Annotated in this window: 18 protein-coding genes; 9 read left to right on the plus strand and 9 right to left on the minus strand. The window is 60.6% G+C overall.

Annotated features, from left to right (window positions below; translation table 11 throughout):
- Nucleotides 1–3 precede the first annotated feature (3 nt).
- Together FHS64_RS05960 and FHS64_RS05965 are read left to right on the plus strand one after the other, a co-directional pair.
- Nucleotides 4–1,782 (plus strand): DUF885 domain-containing protein, encoded by a 1,779-nt coding sequence (locus FHS64_RS05960; protein WP_167176793.1) that lies wholly within the window; start codon nucleotides 4–6, stop codon nucleotides 1,780–1,782.
- Nucleotides 1,783–1,930: 148 nt separating this feature from the next.
- Nucleotides 1,931–2,404 carry an Lrp/AsnC ligand binding domain-containing protein gene (locus FHS64_RS05965; RefSeq protein ID WP_167176795.1) on the plus strand — a complete coding sequence of 158 codons (474 nt, stop codon included), beginning with the start codon at nucleotides 1,931–1,933 and terminating at the stop codon, nucleotides 2,402–2,404.
- A 73-nt stretch (nucleotides 2,405–2,477) separates the two neighbouring features.
- On the opposite strand, the gene FHS64_RS05970 is transcribed toward FHS64_RS05965, so the two are convergent.
- The 3 genes from FHS64_RS05970 to FHS64_RS05980 are packed head-to-tail and all read right to left on the minus strand — an operon-like array spanning nucleotide 2,478 to nucleotide 3,774.
- On the minus strand, nucleotides 2,478–2,702 hold the full coding sequence (locus tag FHS64_RS05970) for a YdcH family protein (RefSeq protein ID WP_167176797.1): 225 nt from the start codon (nucleotides 2,700–2,702) through the stop codon (nucleotides 2,478–2,480).
- Nucleotides 2,703–2,743: 41 nt separating this feature from the next.
- Nucleotides 2,744–3,223, minus strand: coding sequence for a TIGR02444 family protein (locus tag FHS64_RS05975; protein ID WP_167176799.1), 480 nt, complete (start codon nucleotides 3,221–3,223; stop codon nucleotides 2,744–2,746).
- Nucleotides 3,220–3,774 (minus strand): UbiX family flavin prenyltransferase, encoded by a 555-nt coding sequence (locus FHS64_RS05980; protein WP_167177713.1) that lies wholly within the window; start codon nucleotides 3,772–3,774, stop codon nucleotides 3,220–3,222. Before FHS64_RS05980 ends, FHS64_RS05975 begins: the two co-directional genes overlap by 4 nt.
- 164 nt (nucleotides 3,775–3,938) lie before the next feature.
- Between FHS64_RS05980 and FHS64_RS05985 the strand changes: the two genes are divergently transcribed.
- On the plus strand, nucleotides 3,939–4,112 hold the full coding sequence (locus FHS64_RS05985; protein ID WP_167176801.1) for a YdcH family protein: 174 nt from the start codon (nucleotides 3,939–3,941) through the stop codon (nucleotides 4,110–4,112).
- A gap of 70 nt (nucleotides 4,113–4,182) precedes the next feature.
- Here FHS64_RS05985 and FHS64_RS05990 read toward each other — a convergent pair whose 3' ends face one another.
- Entirely contained in the window at nucleotides 4,183–4,848 is a 666-nt protein-coding gene (locus tag FHS64_RS05990; RefSeq protein WP_167176803.1) for a DUF1013 domain-containing protein, read from the minus strand.
- Nucleotides 4,849–5,058: 210 nt separating this feature from the next.
- Here FHS64_RS05990 and FHS64_RS05995 point away from each other — a divergent pair, with 210 nt between their 5' ends.
- On the plus strand, nucleotides 5,059–5,742 hold the full coding sequence (locus tag FHS64_RS05995; protein ID WP_167176805.1) for a beta/gamma crystallin-related protein: 684 nt from the start codon (nucleotides 5,059–5,061) through the stop codon (nucleotides 5,740–5,742).
- Nucleotides 5,743–5,801: 59 nt separating this feature from the next.
- On the opposite strand, the gene FHS64_RS06000 is transcribed toward FHS64_RS05995, so the two are convergent.
- Entirely contained in the window at nucleotides 5,802–6,773 is a 972-nt protein-coding gene (locus tag FHS64_RS06000; protein WP_167176807.1) for an NAD(P)H-quinone oxidoreductase, read from the minus strand.
- A 105-nt stretch (nucleotides 6,774–6,878) separates the two neighbouring features.
- Here FHS64_RS06000 and FHS64_RS06005 point away from each other — a divergent pair, with 105 nt between their 5' ends.
- Entirely contained in the window at nucleotides 6,879–7,079 is a 201-nt protein-coding gene (locus FHS64_RS06005) for a DUF1192 domain-containing protein (RefSeq protein ID WP_208380661.1), read from the plus strand.
- Between the two features lie 156 nt (nucleotides 7,080–7,235).
- Entirely contained in the window at nucleotides 7,236–7,718 is a 483-nt protein-coding gene (gene rcdA, locus FHS64_RS06010; protein ID WP_167177715.1) for a protease adaptor protein RcdA, read from the plus strand.
- A gap of 77 nt (nucleotides 7,719–7,795) precedes the next feature.
- Here the strand turns inward: rcdA and FHS64_RS06015 are convergent, their stop codons facing one another.
- Together FHS64_RS06015 and rpmE are read right to left on the minus strand one after the other, a co-directional pair.
- Nucleotides 7,796–9,352: a L,D-transpeptidase family protein gene (locus FHS64_RS06015; protein ID WP_167176812.1), complete on the minus strand. Its 1,557-nt coding sequence runs from the start codon at nucleotides 9,350–9,352 to the stop codon at nucleotides 7,796–7,798.
- Between the two features lie 154 nt (nucleotides 9,353–9,506).
- Nucleotides 9,507–9,731 carry a 50S ribosomal protein L31 gene (gene rpmE, locus FHS64_RS06020; RefSeq protein ID WP_167176814.1) on the minus strand — a complete coding sequence of 75 codons (225 nt, stop codon included), beginning with the start codon at nucleotides 9,729–9,731 and terminating at the stop codon, nucleotides 9,507–9,509.
- 133 nt (nucleotides 9,732–9,864) lie between these two features.
- On the opposite strand from rpmE, the gene FHS64_RS06025 reads away from it, so the two are divergent.
- A complete protein-coding gene (locus tag FHS64_RS06025) occupies nucleotides 9,865–11,712 on the plus strand; it encodes an ABC transporter transmembrane domain-containing protein (RefSeq protein WP_167176816.1) in 1,848 nt (615 codons plus the stop codon).
- Here FHS64_RS06025 and FHS64_RS06030 read toward each other — a convergent pair whose 3' ends face one another.
- Entirely contained in the window at nucleotides 11,713–12,738 is a 1,026-nt protein-coding gene (locus tag FHS64_RS06030) for a glycerophosphodiester phosphodiesterase (RefSeq protein ID WP_243862819.1), read from the minus strand.
- Nucleotides 12,739–12,896: 158 nt separating this feature from the next.
- Here FHS64_RS06030 and FHS64_RS06035 point away from each other — a divergent pair, with 158 nt between their 5' ends.
- Complete coding sequence (locus FHS64_RS06035; RefSeq protein ID WP_208380663.1) at nucleotides 12,897–14,315, plus strand: insulinase family protein; 1,419 nt, start codon at nucleotides 12,897–12,899, stop codon at nucleotides 14,313–14,315.
- Nucleotides 14,312–15,733, plus strand: coding sequence for a M16 family metallopeptidase (locus FHS64_RS06040; RefSeq protein ID WP_167176820.1), 1,422 nt, complete (start codon nucleotides 14,312–14,314; stop codon nucleotides 15,731–15,733). The genes FHS64_RS06035 and FHS64_RS06040 overlap by 4 nt, the downstream gene beginning before the upstream one ends.
- A gap of 80 nt (nucleotides 15,734–15,813) precedes the next feature.
- On the opposite strand, the gene FHS64_RS06045 is transcribed toward FHS64_RS06040, so the two are convergent.
- Complete coding sequence (locus FHS64_RS06045) at nucleotides 15,814–16,620, minus strand: inositol monophosphatase family protein (RefSeq protein WP_167176822.1); 807 nt, start codon at nucleotides 16,618–16,620, stop codon at nucleotides 15,814–15,816.
- Nucleotides 16,621–16,753: the final 133 nt, after the last annotated feature.

Below are 16,753 nucleotides of genomic sequence, written 5' to 3' on the forward strand. Positions count from 1 at the left end.
AAGATGAAAACGCTGATCGCGCATAGCGCCATCGCCGCCGCCATGGGCATCATGGCCGCCGGATCGACGCTGGCTATACCCGCAGCAGCACAGGCTCAGGCACCCGCTGTCGCTAACAATACTGTTGCACCGCCTCTGACCGCACTGGACGCACAGTTCCGCGCTATCGCCGATGAAGAATGGGCATGGCGCAGTCAGGAAATGCCGAGCCGTGGTTCGGCTCGCTTTCCAGACGTCAGTGCTGAAGGACAAGCGCGTCGACTGGCCTATTGGCTGAACGTGCAGCAGCGTCTGAACGCTATTTCGCTGAATGACCTGTCGCCTCAAGAGCGCACCAACTACTCAGTCTACAAGCACCAGATCGACAGCTTCGTTGAGGACATCCAGTTCGGCCTATACGAAATGCCGTTCACTGCCGACAGTTCGTTCTGGTCGGGCGTTTCGGGCATGGCCAACGGCACCTTCTCTTCGGTTGCCGACTACGAGCGCTACCTGGATCGCCTGCGCGCCGCGCCGGCTCATTTCGATCAGCAGATCGTCAATATGCGCGCCGGTATCGCCCGTGGCTTTGTGCAGCCACGCGAAGCTCTGTCTGGCCGCGATATTTCGATCTCGACCATCAGCGAGGCGACCAATCCAGTCGAGAACCAGCTCTATGGTCCGTTCAAGTTTATGTCGGGAATTTCCGAAGCCGACCAGCAGCGCCTGCGCGCTGAAGCTGTTCAGGTTATCGGCCAGATCGCTGTTCCAGCCTTCCAGAACCTGCTGACCTTTTATCGCGGTGAATATCTGCCCGCCACGCGCGCGACGCTGGGTGCTGACAAGTTACCAAACGGCGAGGCCTTCTACCAAAGCCAGATCCGCCAATACACAAGCATCGACATGACTCCGGACGAGATCCACCAGATCGGTCTGGCCGAGGTCGCCCGCCTTCGCGCGGAAATGGAAACCGTGATGCGCTCGACCGGCTGGACCGGCACGTTCAACGAGTTCACCCGCTTCCTGAAGACCGACAAACAATTCACCTATGACGAGCCCGAGCACCTGCTGTGGCACGCGGCATGGGTGGTGAAGAAGGTCGACGGCAAGATGGCTCAGTATTTCGAGCTGCAACCGCGCCAGACCTTCGACGTGTCGGAAATCCCGGCCAACATCGCGCCCTTCTATACGGCTGGCCGCGGCAACTGTTCGTTCAATACCTATGACCTGCCGTCGCGCCCGCGTTACAATATTCCGGCCCTGACCGTACACGAGTGCAACCCGGGCCACGCCTGGCATGGCAAGATGCGTAGCGAACTGCCAGCCCTTCCGGCATGGCGTCTGGGAGCCAACATCTCGGCCTTCGGTGAGGGCTGGGGCCTGTACACCGAGAAACTTGGTGTTGAAATGGGCGTTTATGAAAACGCCTATGAGGACTTCGGGCGTCTGAATTACGAGATGTGGCGTGCGGCTCGTCTGGTGATTGATACCGGCCTTCACTCCAAGGGGTGGTCCCGTGATCAGGCTCTGGCCTATCTGACGAATAATACAGCGTTGTCGGACCATGAAATCCGCACCGAAATCGATCGCTACATCACATGGCCGGGGCAGGCTCTGGCCTATAAGCTGGGGCAGATCGAGATTATCCGTCTGCGGGCTAAGGCTGAGGCTGAGCTGGGTTCCGACTTCGATATCCGTAAGTTCCACGACAAGCTTATCGGCCTGATCGTGGCAACCATTCCGGCCATGACCGCCGAGATGGAAGCCTTCATCACAGAACAGAAGGCCAATACGGCCCCTTAGGTGAATAAAAGTCGGCGTATCCATCACAAATATGGATACGCTGGCCTTTTATGGCCATTTTGGCATCAGACTGGTGAAATCGGCCATTGTCGACAATGCGTAGCTCTGACAATAAAGTCTGCACGACGTTCTGTGGGGGGAGCAGATTATGAGCTCGAATGATTATAAGCTCGATGAGGCAGACCGCCGTATTTTACGCGCGTTGCAGCAGGATGGACGTATAACGAACCAGGATTTGGCGGCGGCATGCAATATGTCGGCGTCTTCGTGTTTCGAGCGTGTGCGCCGTCTGCGCGAGCGCGGGGTGATCATGGGTTATACGGCCCTGATCAATCCAAAATATGCCGAGCGCGAATTACTGGTTTTTGTCGAGATTATGCTGGATCGCACGACCTCCGACATTTTCGACCAGTTTGCGGCCCGTATCCGTCGTTCTCCCGAGGTTCTGGAGTGCCACATGGTGGCCGGCGGCTTTGACTATCTGGTCAAGGTCCGCATGAAGGACATGGCGGCCTATCGTGCCTTCTTGGCTGACACGCTGGTGGTCATGCCAGGGGTGCGCGAAACCCGTACCTATGCGGTGATGGAAGAGGTCAAGGATACATCGATCCTGCCGCTCTGATACGAGCCACTCTGAGATCGGCCACTCTGAGATTTGCAAAAGGCCCGCTTCGGCGGGCCTTTTTTATGTCTGCTCAGGCGATGATGTCAGGCAGGATCTGGTCACGGATTTTGACGATCTCGTCGCGTAGAGACAGCTTTTTCCGCTTGAGGCGGGCGATCATCATCTGGTCGGGAACGGGCATCAGGGTCAGGGCCTGAATCGAGGCGTCCAGATCGGCATGCTCTTGCTGCAACTCTGCCAGTTGTTTCAGCAGCGCTTTTTCGTCTTCGGACTGGATCGGATCGTGATCGTTCATAACGCTTCCCCACGCACTGGGGGCTTATAGCTGAGCGGGGGTCAGGCTGAAAGCCGTTCGGACAATGTCTTGAGGGCCGGACGTGGAATAATACGCGCCCACAGGCGGGCCGCATCGGCCATGCCGTCTATAGCGGGACGGGGCGCGCCCGATGCGGGCGGGGCCAGTTCTTCGAGTTGCTCCAGCAGGTGCCGTTCGGCCTTCAGCTCCAGAGCCTTGATCTGCTCGCGTACCGACAGGCGGGCCCCGGTATCCAGATCGGGCACAGGGGCCTTCAAAGTGCGGCGTATAGCTCGCAAAGGGGCCACGGTGGTGGTTTCCCATGCGCGGGCGGTGTCGGCACCAGCCTCAAGGGTTTCCTCGTCGGGCGTGCGGCCTGTCTCGGCGCACCATGCTCCCCACAAAAGCAGGCAAACATTCTGTTCGTGAAAGTCCTGAAGCGCGAGGCAGGCCGCCGAGACGCCTTCGCGCTTATAGGCGGCCAGCGCCCAGTCCCAGAGCGTGATGCTGCTCTGGCTCATTTCAGGCCTTCCCAGCGGCGTACGGCGTGCCAGTCGAGACCGAACAGGTCCAGAGCACGGCCTACCGACTGGTCGATAATCTGTTCGACGCTTTCGGGGCGGGCATACAGGGCGGGCAGGGGCGGGGCGATGACAGCGCCCATTTCGGCCAGCGCCGTCATGGTCCGCAGATGGCCCAGATGCAGCGGCGTCTCGCGCACCATCAGCACCAGCGGGCGGCGCTCTTTCAGCACCACATCGGCAGCGCGGGTCAAAAGGGTGGAGGTGACGCCGGTGGCGATCTCGCTCATGGTCCGCACCGAGCAAGGGGCGATAATCATGCCCATGGTCCGGAATGATCCGGACGCGATCGTCGCACCGACATCGCCGATCTTGTGAACCACGCTGGCACGCTGTGTGACATCGTCCGGCGTCAGATCAGTTTCTTGTGATAGGGTCAGCAGGGCCGCACGCGAGATGACCAGATGGCTCTCGACGCCCATTTCCTTGAGGGCGTCTAGCACACGGACACCGTAAATCACGCCGGATGCTCCGGAAATTCCGACAACCATGCGGGCGGGCGTCGATGCTTTGGCGGCGGGATTCAAGGGTGGCGACCTTTCGAAACGGGGGCAGTCAGACACTCTATACCAAGGAATGTCACCGGAATGTGATTCCCCTTACAGGCGTTCGCGGCGCTCACTGTCATCGTCCCTTAGACATGGAGGCGCAAGCCATGACGATTGAGGCGCGTATTAGAGAACTCGGTAACCGTCACCGTAATCTGGACGATACGATCCAGCAGGAAATGCGACGACCCACGGCGGATGCCACGCGACTCAGAGGGCTTAAACAACAGAAGCTGAAGCTCAAGGAAGAGATCGGCCAGTTGGAAAGCCGGATGCACTGATCAGGTAGAGGATAAAGAAAAAGGCTCCGAAGCAGAACTTCGGAGCCTTTTGCATTTCCAAGCCGTGCGATCAGTCGCGCGAGCCAAACACCGACTCGGCGGTTGGCTCGGCATTGGCGAAGTGGTCGATGTCTTCTTCGAAGATGACAACCGGTTCTTCAGGGGCGGTTTCGACCGGCTGGAGGATGCCGTTCTTGGCGTCTTCCTTGGCCTTCTTGTCAGCGGCCTTGCGGACCACTTCGTCCAGTTGCAGCTGGCCGACAAGGCCGAGCGTCACAGGATCGACAGGCTTGATGTTGGTCGAGTTCCAGTGGGTGCGGTTACGCACCGACTCGATGGTGGCCTTGGTGGTGCCCAGCAGCTTGGCGATTTGGGCATCCGGCACTTCGGGGTGGTTACGCACGAACCACATGATGGCGTCCGGACGGTCCTGACGGCGCGAAACCGGCGTATATTTCGGACCCGTCTTGACCGGCTTCAGCAGCTCGGCGTGACGCGAAACGATGGCCTTCATGCGATAGGCGGAATCGGCTTGCGCCTTTTCCAGCTCTTCGCGGGTCAGCTGGCCATTGACGAGCGGGTCGGCACCACGGATGTCGCGCGCCACATCGCCATCGGCGATGCCGCGTACTTCCAGCGGGTGGAGGCCACAGAAATCGGCAATCTGCTCGAAGGTCAGCGAGGTGTTTTCCACCAGCCAGACCGCAGTGGCCTTGGGCATCAGGATCTCGGACATGGGCATTTATCCCGGTGGTTCAGGCCCGAATAATGGGCGTTGGATACGACGGCGCCCGACCTTTTCGGCCGGGCGCGATGGAACGACTATAGGCTTATTTCGCTAAAAAGAAAACGCTGTCTGCCAGCTCCATACAGCTAGGGTTCATATTTTAATGTCATGCTGCTGGCGTTGAATGAATGTTTGGCACCAGATTGGAAAGGGTGACCGATGAAGAATGGATTTGCAGCCTTGGCGGCTTTCACAGTTGTGGCCGGCGGTATCAGCTTTGCCTCGGTTACGCCTGCTGATGCACAGGTACAGACGCGTGGTGCCCCGCGCGGCAGCTATGCCCAGTCGTGCACGGGTTCCTATGTCAATCAGGGCCGTCTGTATGCCGACTGCCGTGATTTGCGCGGCAATATCCGCGAGACCTCGATCGAGCTGAACCGCTGCTCCAGCAGCGATATCGGCAATGATAACGGTCTGCTGGTCTGCCGTGGCCATCGCGGGGACTACGAGGACAATGGTCGTCCGGGTCAAGGCAATGGCAACCGCCCGGGCCATGGCAACGGTAATGGCAATGGCAATGGTTGGGGCGGCGGTTGGGGCGGCGGCAATGGTGGCCGTGGCGGCTCGATCACTGTCTATCGCGACTCCGATTATCGCGGCCAGTCGCTGACCTTTGACCGTGAAGTTGCCAACCTGCGCAACCACGGCATGAATGATGCGGTCAGCTCGATCCGTTTCTCGCGCAATAGCGGGACTTGGGAAATCTGCACCGACGCCAACTTCCGTGGCCGTTGCGAGCGCATTTCGTCGGATACGCGCGATCTGACCCGTCTGCGTCTGAACGACACCATCTCGTCGATGCGCCCTGTGGGCCGTGGCTATGACAACTATCGTCCGCGCTAAGCGCTAGACGTGTAGAAACAGGAAAGGGGCCGGATCATTTCCGGCCCCTTTTTTGTGGCTTATGGGATCAAGACCACCTTGCCGACATGGTCGCCGGCTTCCAGCTCGGCATGGGCCTGTGCGGCCTGATCCAGCGGGAAACGGGCATGGATGCGGGCGCTGATCTTGCCCTGTTTGATCCACGGCCAGACGGTGGCCTCGACGGCTGCGGCCAGACGGGCCTTTTCATCGGCAGGGCGGCTACGCAGGGTCGAACCGGTCAGGACCAGTTTTTTCAGCATGATGCGTTGCAGGTCGATCTCGGTACGGTTGCCGGTCAGGCTGGCAATCACCACCCAGCGTCCGCGCTCGTTTAGCGCCTTCAGGTTCAGTTCCGCATAGGCGGCACCGACCATGTCCAGCACCACATCCACGCCGCCTGCCGCCTTGATCTCGGCGGCAAGGTCTTGCGTGCTGCTATCCAGACTGATGTCGGCCCCCAGCGCCTTGGCGGCCTCGGCTTTGGCCTTGGTGCGGCTGGTGGCAATCACGCGGGCACCGGCGGCCTTGGCCATCTGGATCGCCATAACGCCAATGCCGCTGGTCGCGCCGTGGATCAGCAGGGTCTCGCCAGCCTTCAGCGCACCGCCCTCGAACACATTGGTAAAGACGGTAAAGGCCGTTTCCGGCAGGGCGGCGGCTTGCTCGAAATCCAGTCCGGCAGGGACGGGCAGGGCATGGCGGGCATCGACCGTCACATAGTCGGCATAGCCGCCACCGCCCAGAAGGGCGCACACCTTGTCACCGACGGCCCAGCGGGTGACGCCATCACCGATGGCCTCAACCTCTCCGGCCACTTCCAGACCCAGAATGTCGGACGCGCCCGCAGGGGCCGGATAAAAGCCGTTGCGCTGGACAATGTCGGGACGGTTAACCCCCGCCGCCCGCACACGGATCAGGATTTCGCCTGCTTGCGGCTGTGGAACAGGGCGCTGGCCCACCACCAGTGCCGAGGCCGGACCTTTGCCGTCTGTGATTTCGATGACGCGCATGGGGAAGGCTCCTGACTTGCCAAAAAATGGTTTCAAGCGTCTTCTACGCAGTCCTATGGCGTTCGACCATAAATGCGGCCGCGATATTTGGTCCAGGAGGCGTGTATGTCTTTTGAAGATCTCGAGAATAATCCGGCAGGTGGTGACAGCCTGCATGCCCTGATCCGCGAGGATCTCGACCCCTATTCGGTTGGTGATCTGGAAACACGTATTGCCGCGCTCGAGGCAGAGATCGCACGCATTAAATCGGCCATTGCATCCAAGTCCTCGCAGCGTAATGCTGCGGATGCGCTGTTCAAATTTTAACCTGACAGGGGATAGGCTTTGCGTCTCGTATGACCTTGGACGTAACAAGGTTGTTTCCAAGCTTGGCAGTAGGCTAGACACAATAGGCCGCATCCCGGAAAAGGGGTGCTGCGCGGGGACGGAAAAGACGTGAATCTGGTCAATGAACTGCCATCAATGACGTCGGTCCGCACGACCGAAGTGCTGAAATTCACAGCCTCGGAGCTGTTCCAGCGCCTGTTTCGTGAAGGCATCGAACTGGTCGAGGAAACGGCGGCCTATCTGGACGGGGACGGCCGCAGCGAGTCGCGCCTGCTGACGCGCTCTGCGGCGCTGAGCTATGCCAGTGAAAGCATGAAGCTGACCACGCGACTGATGCAGATTGCGTCATGGCTGCTGGTTCAGCGGGCCGTGAACGAGGGCAATCTGGAAGCCGATGTCGCCTTCCAGTCGCGCTATCGACTGGCCACACGCGAAGCAAAGCCGGAACCTCTGTCCAATGACCTCCCCGCCACGCTGGTGGACTATGTTCAGCGGGCCGAGCGTCTGTATGACCGGACCTATTATCTGGACCAGAAAATGTATGTGTCCGTTGAGGACGAGGCCCCCGTCAACGGGGTGCTTAGCCAGATCGAGCGTTTGAGGGCGGCATTTGGCTAGGGGCTAGAGGCCGCAAGACAAAGAAAAAGGCGGCGGGGTTCACACCCGCCGCCTTTTCTTTTGTCTGCCAACAGGGATCAAACCCAGTCGTCATCCTTGTCCGCAGGAGCTTCGGACACAACTTCGGGCAGGCGCACATCAATACCCATGGCACGCGCCAGCTTGGTATCGCGACGATAGGAATCCTCGCGGAAGGCGACGCGGCCCTGACCGTCCACAAAGGCCGTCCAGTACAACAGGCGCACACCGATCTGGCGACCGGTCTGGACGCGGGTGGTGTCGCCGCTGACCTGAGCCGTGTCAAAGCGTTCCAGCTTGGTCGGATCGGGTGCCAGTAGCAGGCGGGCAAACTCGACGGCGTTCTGCACGCGAACGCAGCCGTGGCTGCGCTGGCGCACCGACAGGTTGAACGCGCCCTTGCTGGGCGTGTCGTGCAGGAAGATGGCATAGCTGTCGCGCAGCTCGAACTTCACATAGCCCAGCGACGAGCGGGGACCGGCGCGCTGCACCACCCAGCCATTATCGTTGATATACATGTCGTTGGCGGCCAGATATCCCGGCCCCTTGGGCAGGATTTCGCGGCGGGCAATGCCCATGGGCACGGTCCATGGCGGGTTGGCCACGACCGAGGCGAAGTCGCGTTCCAGACTGGGGGTCTGGTTGGCGTGAGAGCCGACAACCACGCGGTTGGAGTGAACGGGCTGGCCGTCCTTCCAGTAAACCATGATGGCGGCGGCGGTGTTGACCTCGATCCGCTCGGGTTGCAGGTCGCGTTTCAGCCAGCGGCGACGTTCCAGATTGAGGGCGATCTGGCGGGCGCGGTCCTCGGCAGAGGCTCCGAGCGAGCGCTGGGTCGCCGGACCGACGCGGCCATCCACGCCCAGACCGTGGCGGGTCTGGAAGCTGCGCATACCTTGCTGGACAGCGGCACTATAAACGGCGCTGTTGCCCATGGCGGTTGCCGCCGAGGGGCTGATATCGCCTTCTAGGGTCAGACGTTTGACGAGGCCGGGGACGCGCGGGTCGCTGGCACCCGGTTCGATCTGGGCACCGGCGGCAAAGGCAGGCCATCCACCGTCGCGGGCAATGCGGCGATAGCGGATATAGCCGGCGGACAGGTTCTTATAGCCGATGTCCTGCGGGGCCAGACCGTCGAACCAAGCCGGCAGGTTGTTATTGTTCAAGGCACCGACAAGGCCCGAAGCCACATCGACGCTGTTCTTCTGCATTTCCCACAGTTCTTCGACCGTTTCCGGTGCGATGCGGCCATGGGCCAGAACCTTGGCATAGCCGAGAGCCGCAGCGGTTGAACGCACTTCGGCGGTATCGGGCTGGGCGGCAAGGCCGACGAAATCGAAATAGTCACCGGCATGAAGGGCGTGATGCTCGGCGCGGCTGGCAATGTCCTGCAAGGCGCGAAGGCGTTCGGCGTTCCAGACAGGGCGACCGCCGGTCAGTTCGTAGACCTTGCGGACATCCGGCTGGATATCTTGGGCAAGGCGGCCGATCTGGGCGTCGAGAGCAGGGGGGATGGTGTTTGGAACGGTCACCTGCACCTGTGCCAGTGACGCATTTGCTGCACCCAGAGCCAGAGATGCCGTTGCGACACCCAGACCCAATTCACGTCGATTCATAACCCATCCGCTCATACTGTCCATTCGACCTTTTCGTCAGACACCATATCTGCCGACCTGATCTGAACGCCTGCAGGTTATCCCTGTTCCGGTTAAAGAAAAAGCACCGCCCCTTTCGGAGCGGTGCTTCTTGTTGTCACCAACGGTAACGGACTTACTTCTTGAGGAAGCCACCGAACTTGCCGTTGAAGCGCGACACGCGGCCGGCGCGGTCCAGCATCTGGCCGTTGCCACCGGTCCAGGCCGGGTGCGAGGTCGGGTCGATGTCGAGGTTCAGGGTTTCACCTTCTTTGCCGTAGGTCGAACGGGTCTGGTAGGTGGTGCCATCGGTCATCACAACGTTGATGAAGTGGTAGTCCGGGTGCGTATCGGTCTTCATGATGTAAATCCGTCTCTGCGCGACGACGATTCCGACCGTCACTGCGCGTAAATTCGAGAATCCCGCCGTGCGAGACGGTGGGAGCGAGGTCGGGCGTTTACACCGAGGGGCGTTACGGGGCAAGAGCAGGTGTATGAACCAGCAAAATGCCACACCCACTGAATCTGCCGTTCATGGTCGCCCCGGGGCCGGAGCCCTGCTGGCCGAACAGATCGGCGAAGCGGCCGGAAAGCGCGGACGCAGCCGTAACGTCAAGCCACTTGCGCGCTTGCTGCCCTATCTGGCGGCGCATAAGGGCCATGCCCTGTTGTCGGCCCTTTTCCTTGTGGGCTCGACCGTGGCCTCGCTGGCGCTGACGGCGACGGCGCGCGGTGCGATTGATACCGGCTTTGAAAATGGCGGGGCGCATCTGAACTTCTGGTTCGGTATTCTCGGGGCCAATGCGCTGGTGCTGGGCCTGCTGACGGCGCTGCGTTATTTCTATGTGACCAAGACCGGTGAGCGCATGATTGCCGATCTGCGTCAGGGGCTGTTTGCGCGTATTCTGTCGCTGGACCCGGTCTTCTTTGCCCATATGCGTACCGGCGAGGTGCTGTCGCGCATGACGACCGACATCCAGTTGGTCGATACGCTGCTGACCACCTCGATCAGCTATGCGCTGCGTAATTTCCTGACCCTGATCGGTGCGACGATCCTGCTGTTCTTCGTCAGCCCCAAGCTGACGGCATTTGTACTGTTGATCGTGCCGATCCTGATTGTGCCCCTGTTCCTGTTCGGGCGTCAGGTCCGCAAACTGACGGTGCAATCACAGGACACGTTCGCAGGTGCCGTAGGCTTTGCCGGTGAAAGCGTCGATGCACTGGAAACGGTTCAGGCCTTTGGGCGCGAAAACAATGCGCGTGGCCGTTTTGATGCGGCGGTGGAAATGGCCTTTGGCGCATCGCTGAAGCGTATGCGCGCGCGGGCTGTCATGACCGCCATGATTATCACCGTCATGTTCGGTGGTGTGTCACTGGTGCTGTGGCTGGGCGCACAAGACGTGGTGGCCGGAAACATGACGCCGGGTTCGCTGTTGCAGTTCGTGTTGCTGTCCGTGTTTGCCGCTGGCGCTGTGGGCGCTCTGGGCGAAAGCTGGGGCGATGTGCAAAAGGCTGCCGGTGCCATGGAGCGTATCGACGAACTGATGCGAGCAGAGCCTGCGATTGCGGCACCTGCCAACCCCAGCGTTCTGCCGGTACCGGCACGCGGCGAGGTGTCCATGTCGGCGGTGGACTTTGCCTATCCGGGCCGCCCTGACCTGACCGCGCTGAAGGGCTTTAGCCTGACAGTGCGTCCGGGCGAGACGGTGGCTCTGGTCGGGCCGTCGGGCGCGGGCAAGTCGACTGTGTTCCGTCTGTTGCTGCGTTTCTATGATCCGCAATCGGGTCTGGTGTCGGTGGATGGCGTGGATGTGCGCAAGGCCGATCCGGTCGAGGTGCGCAGCCGCTATGCGTGGGTATCACAAGAAGCGCCTCTGTTCTCGGGATCACCGCTGGAAAACATCCGCTTTGGCCGCGAGGACGCAACGCTGGAACAGGCCAGACAGGCCGCATCCGAGGCTCAGGCTCTGGGCTTTATCGAAGCCCTGCCGCAAGGGTTTGATACCCCGCTTGGCGAACGTGCCAAGAGCTTGTCGGGTGGTCAGCGCCAACGTCTGGCCATTGCGCGTGCTCTGGTTCGCGATGCGCCGATCCTGCTGCTGGATGAGGCCACCAGTGCGCTGGATGCCGAGAACGAGCGTCTGGTTCAGGCCGCTCTGGATCAGGCCATGGAGGCGCGTACCACGCTGGTTATTGCCCACCGTCTGGCCACCGTCTTGCGGGCTGACCGCATCATCGTGATGGATGCCGGTCAGGTGGTCGAAGAGGGCACCCATGCCGAACTGGTGGCCAAGGGCGGCCTGTATTCGCGCCTTGCCAAGCTGCAGTTCCAGAACGACTGATTAAGGTAGGCGGCCCAGCTTGGCCCCGACCGCCAGCGCCGGAAAGTCGCTGAACACCGCATCGACCTTCAGGTCGTAGAAACGGTTCAGATAGCCCGTCAGATCGCCATGGTCTGACGGGCTTTCGTTTGAGCGGTGTTCCAGCGGCAGGAAGATGTTTTCGGCGCGGAAGGTCCAAACTACCACCTTGAGGTCCGCGGCATGGGCATCGGCCACAAGCGACGTGGCGGGCAGGGCGGCGGACCGGTCGTCGCGCGGCAGGATCATCTGGTCTTGCACACCGATAAAGCCCGCATAGGTACGGATGGCGGCCAAGCCTTCCGGCGTGGCCATATCGGCATAGGTCATGTCGGGACGGTCGGCAGGACCACCGAATACCTGCATCAACTGTAGCAGGGGCGTATCGATACGCTTGGACAGGCGCTCCAGCGGCCCGACCTCGAAACACTGCACCAGAACCGGCGCATCGGCCCCTGTCAGGTCCAGCCGTTCCAGTTCGGCCACAAAGGCGTCTTCGATATTCAGGTTGCGCGACCGAAAATGCAGCGGGTGTTTCAACTCGGGAGCCACGCCGATGCTGCGGCCCGTACGGGCGCTGGCCTCGCGGGCGATGGTGACCACCTCGTCAAAGGTCAGGATCGGGTCTTGGCCATCAAAGGCCGCCGACGCGGGGCGTAACAGCGGCAACCGCTCCTTGGCCCTCAGGGTTTTCAACTCGGCCAGCGTAAAGTCTTCGGTGAACCAGCCGGTGATCTCGACGCCGTCAACCATGCGCGTGGTTTTGCGGTCTGCAAACTGCGGGTGATCGGCGACATCGGTGGTTTCCCCGATCGCGTTCTCGTGGCGCACCACCAGATGCCCGTCGGCGCTCATTACCAGATCAGGCTCGATAATATCGGCCCCCTGATCGATAGCCCGCTCATAGGCCATGCGTGTGTGTTCGGGGCGTTCACCCGAAGCGCCGCGATGGGCGATGATGACTGGCGTGGCCAGCATGGAGGATACGGCAAGGACAACGCTGAGCATTGTGTGATGGGGCCCCAGATCTCGCATCAAGGCAAGCAAAGTGTTTGCGATACCTTGTAAACGGGATGCCGCAATAACTTACAAAATCTACATTTTGTGGGTTGGGGAACTTCAGGCATTTATGGGGACGATTGTGTCGTCACGACCTTGGAGGGAAAGTGAAACATCGAATGTTGAGGGGCGCTGCGCTGGCACTTGTGCTGGCTGCCGTTCCGATGGCTGCGGGGGCTGCGCCAGCAGCACCGTCGGCCCCTGCGGCTCCAAGCCAGCAGTTCCGCGTTGATCCGGTCTATTACAACCTGCCGAACGGGCTGCGTGTGGTGCTGTTGAAAGACAGCCGCGTGCCGACGGTGACGGTGGCGGTGCATTACGGCATCGGCTTCCGCGTCGAGCCGCGCGACCGTACCGGCTTTGCCCACCTGTTCGAGCACCTGTTGTTCCAGGGATCGGAAAACGCACCCAAGGGGCATTTCATCAATCTGGTCAGCAATGCGGGCGGGGCGATGAACGGCTCGACGCGTTTTGACTACACCAACTATTATCAGGTGGTGCCGTCGGGCGCTCTGGAAGCGATGATCTGGGGCGAGGCCGACCGTATGGCGCGTCCGGTCATCAATGCCGAAGTGCTGAAAAATCAGCAGGACGTCGTGGCCAACGAGGTCAAGGTCAATGTCATCAACCAGCCCTATGGCGGCTGGCCATGGCTGGTCATGCCTCAGGCGGCCAATACCAACTGGCACAATGCCCATAATTTCTATGGCGCGCTGGATGATCTGGAAGCGGCTACGGTCGATGATGCCAAGGCGTTCCACGAACGCTTCTATGGACCGAATAACTCGGTGCTGTTCATCGGTGGCGACTTTGACGAGGCCCAGACCCGTCGCTGGATCGAGCAGTATTTCGGAGCCATTCCGGCCAGTGCACCTGTGCAGATGCCCGACATCTCAGAGCCGCGCCAGACCGAACCGCGCCGTGTGATCCATAATGATCCGCTGGCCCCCAAACCGGCATGGGCTGCGGGCTGGCACATGCCGCCGCGCCATTCGCAAGAATGGTACGCCATGGGCCTGATCAACCAGATGCTGATTCAAGGAACGGACAGCCGTCTTTACGACAAGCTGGTGCGTCAGGAATCCATCACGTCGGGTATCGGTGGCGGCATCAACCTGTTGGGCAGTCAGTATACCTATAATGGCCCGATGGAGATGGTGGTCGATCTGACCCACGATGCCGACAAGACCGAAGCCCAGATTACGGCGGCGGTGGATGCGGTGGTGGGTGACCTGCAGAACAATCTGGTCTCCGATCAGGAACTGCAACGCGCCAAGACCAAGATCCGCTCTTCGCTATATGGCACGATCGACAGTGCATCGCGCTTTGGTCTGGCCGAAATCCTGTCGGCCTATGCCCTGTTCGATGACAACCCCGCTAAGTTCAATGATGTCGAGGCGGGCTTTGCCGCTGTGACGCCGGAACTGATCCGCGCGACGGCCCGCGAGTATCTGCGCGACGGCAACCGCACCATTGTCATTCTGCAACCGGGCGCAGCCCAAGCGGCATCGGAGGCCCAGCAATGATCCGTCGTCTTTCTATGTCTGCTGCGGTGCTTGGTGTCGCAGTGGCGATGACACTGGGCGCCGTGCCTGCATCGGCACAGGTTGTGCCGCAACCACCTATCGGTGCGCCCAAGCCCGTCTCGGTGCCGCAAACCGAGGATTATCAACTGCCGAACGGCATCAAGGTCACTCTGGTGCCCTATGCGGTGGTGCCCAAGGCCGTTGTGGCTGTGCGTGTTCCAACCGGAAATGCCTCCGAGGGTCAGGACACATGGTTGTCGGACCTGACTGTGGCGCTGATGCGCGAGGGCGCGGGCAACCGTAGCGGCAGCGAGATATCGCAAGCCTTTGCCGACATGGGTGGCGGGCTTGGCACCTCGGTTGGATCTTCGCGTACCGTGTTCTCGACCAATGTGCTTGGCGAGCGGGCCCCTGATGCGGTGGCGCTGATTGCCGATCTGATGCAGCGCCCGACCTTTCCTGCCGATGCACTGGATCGCACCAAGCAGGGCTTTGTGCGCAACATTGCCATCAAACTGAGCACGCCGAGCGGGCAGGCCTTCAATGCCTATCACCGCACGGTTTTTGCGGGCCACCCGTACGCAGCCTATGTGCCGACCGAAGCCCAGATGCAGGCCTATACGCTGGATCAGGCCAAGGCCTTCCACGCCCGCAGTTTTGGCCCCAACGGCGCACATATCTATGTCGGTGGACAGTTTGATACCACAGCGGTGAAGGCGGCTATCGAACAGCAGTTTGGTGGCTGGCGCATCAATAACGATGTGGCCAATGTGCCTGTGGCTCCGGCTGTGGCGCGCCGTGTGGTTCTGGTGGACCGCCCCGGTGCCGTACAGTCCACGCTGATGTTGGTGGCCGATGCGCCCAAGATCGGCGGTCAGGACTATATCCGTGCCGAGGTGATGGATTCCCTGCTGGGTGGTTCATTCAACTCGCGGATCACCACCAATATCCGCGAGGACAAGGGCTATACCTATTCGCCCTATAGCGCCCTCAACGTGCTGGATGTGAACACCACGCACTGGAGCCAGAATGCCGATGTAACGGCGGCCCATACGGGAGACTCCCTCAAGGAAATCTTCCACGAGATCCATCGCCTGCAAAATGAAGCGCCGACCGTAGAGGAAACCACCGGCACCCAGAATATGAGCACTGGTGGCTTTGTTATGGGCATGTCGACGACCAACGGCGTAGTGAACAACATCATCACACTGGATGATCGTAACCTGTCGCGCGACTATTATGATCGCTACATCCCGTGGGTAATGTCGGTAACACCCGCCGATATCCAGCAGGCGGCCCAAAGGATCGACCTGAACAAGATGACGGTCATTGTCGTGGGTGATCTGGCGACTGTACGGCCGCAACTTGAAGCTCTGCCGGAGTTTCAGGGCGTGACCTTCGAGGTGTTCCAGCCCTAGGCGGCGCGAGCAGCTTGAATAGAAAAAGGGCGCATCCTTGTAACAGGATGCGCCCTTTATTTTTCAGCTTTGCGGCTGGATCAGGCGCCTTGTAGCACCTTGCGCAGCTTGGCTTGAATGTCGGGGTTGCCCGCGACAATCGTCTTGCCCAGCTTGGGATCTCCATCCTGTTCGATAGTGGTCACAAGGCCACCGGCCTCGGTCACCAGCAGGATACCGGCAGCGACATCCCAGCGTTGCAGGCCGCGCTCGAAGAAGGCGTCATAGCGGCCGGCGGCCACCCATGCGAAGTCCAGCGAGGCCGCACCCAGACGACGGATGCCGGCAACGCGCTGGCCTACGGCGTGGATGTCCTTGATGGCTTGGGCATGGCCGGTCTTGCCGATGAAGGGCAGGCCGGTGGAGACCAGCGAGTCCGCCAGTTCCTTGCGACCCGCCAGACGGATGCGGCTGTCGTTCAGATAGCAGCCCTTGCCCTTTTCGGCCCAGAACATCTCGTTCATGACCGGATTATAGGTCACGGCGGCGACGATTTCGGCGGTACCGTCGGGGTGGGTGCGTTGCAGGCCAACCGTGATCGCAAAATGCGGCATGGCGTGCATGAAGTTGGTGGTGCCGTCGATCGGATCGACAATCCACATGTGGGTCTTGTCGGTGCCTTCGATCAGACCGCGCTCTTCGCCGAGGAAGCTGTAACCCGGACGGGCCTTCATCAGCAGTTCGAAGAGGGTGTCTTCTGCCTTGATGTCGGCAGCCGTGACGAAATCGCCGGGGCCCTTGCGCGATACCTGTAGGTGGGCGACTTCACCGAAGTCACGAAGCATCGGGCGAGCGGTCTTGCGGACGGCGTCCATCATGACCTGAAGAAGTGCGGAACTTAGAGCCATTGGTCGATCTCCTGGTCCGTGCATCCTGTATGTGAAGAGCGAGGCCCCGGATGGACGGAGAAGTCAAAAGGGGTGCGGACCATCCGCACCCCTGTAAGAGTAGTCTTGCCCCATTGCAGGGGGAAGACGGCGT

The organism is Brevundimonas terrae (genome assembly GCF_011761985.1).
GTDB classification, from domain to species: Bacteria; Pseudomonadota; Alphaproteobacteria; order Caulobacterales; family Caulobacteraceae; genus Brevundimonas; species Brevundimonas terrae.

Bases quoted from the DNA above. Each gene is read 5' to 3' on its own strand.
- FHS64_RS05960 (WP_167176793.1), top strand. From the start codon at position 4: ATGAAAACGCTGATCGCGCATAGCGCCATCGCCGCCGCCATGGGCATC.
- FHS64_RS05965 (WP_167176795.1), top strand. From the start codon at position 1,931: ATGAGCTCGAATGATTATAAGCTCGATGAGGCAGACCGCCGTATTTTA.
- FHS64_RS05970 (WP_167176797.1), bottom strand. From the start codon at position 2,702: ATGAACGATCACGATCCGATCCAGTCCGAAGACGAAAAAGCGCTGCTG.
- FHS64_RS05975 (WP_167176799.1), bottom strand. From the start codon at position 3,223: ATGAGCCAGAGCAGCATCACGCTCTGGGACTGGGCGCTGGCCGCCTAT.
- FHS64_RS05980 (WP_167177713.1), bottom strand. From the start codon at position 3,774: ATGGTTGTCGGAATTTCCGGAGCATCCGGCGTGATTTACGGTGTCCGT.
- FHS64_RS05985 (WP_167176801.1), top strand. From the start codon at position 3,939: ATGACGATTGAGGCGCGTATTAGAGAACTCGGTAACCGTCACCGTAAT.
- FHS64_RS05990 (WP_167176803.1), bottom strand. From the start codon at position 4,848: ATGTCCGAGATCCTGATGCCCAAGGCCACTGCGGTCTGGCTGGTGGAA.
- FHS64_RS05995 (WP_167176805.1), top strand. From the start codon at position 5,059: ATGAAGAATGGATTTGCAGCCTTGGCGGCTTTCACAGTTGTGGCCGGC.
- FHS64_RS06000 (WP_167176807.1), bottom strand. From the start codon at position 6,773: ATGCGCGTCATCGAAATCACAGACGGCAAAGGTCCGGCCTCGGCACTG.
- FHS64_RS06005 (WP_208380661.1), top strand. From the start codon at position 6,879: ATGTCTTTTGAAGATCTCGAGAATAATCCGGCAGGTGGTGACAGCCTG.
- rcdA (WP_167177715.1), top strand. From the start codon at position 7,236: ATGACGTCGGTCCGCACGACCGAAGTGCTGAAATTCACAGCCTCGGAG.
- FHS64_RS06015 (WP_167176812.1), bottom strand. From the start codon at position 9,352: ATGAATCGACGTGAATTGGGTCTGGGTGTCGCAACGGCATCTCTGGCT.
- rpmE (WP_167176814.1), bottom strand. From the start codon at position 9,731: ATGAAGACCGATACGCACCCGGACTACCACTTCATCAACGTTGTGATG.
- FHS64_RS06025 (WP_167176816.1), top strand. From the start codon at position 9,865: ATGAACCAGCAAAATGCCACACCCACTGAATCTGCCGTTCATGGTCGC.
- FHS64_RS06030 (WP_243862819.1), bottom strand. From the start codon at position 12,738: ATGCTCAGCGTTGTCCTTGCCGTATCCTCCATGCTGGCCACGCCAGTC.
- FHS64_RS06040 (WP_167176820.1), top strand. From the start codon at position 14,312: ATGATCCGTCGTCTTTCTATGTCTGCTGCGGTGCTTGGTGTCGCAGTG.
- FHS64_RS06045 (WP_167176822.1), bottom strand. From the start codon at position 16,620: ATGGCTCTAAGTTCCGCACTTCTTCAGGTCATGATGGACGCCGTCCGC.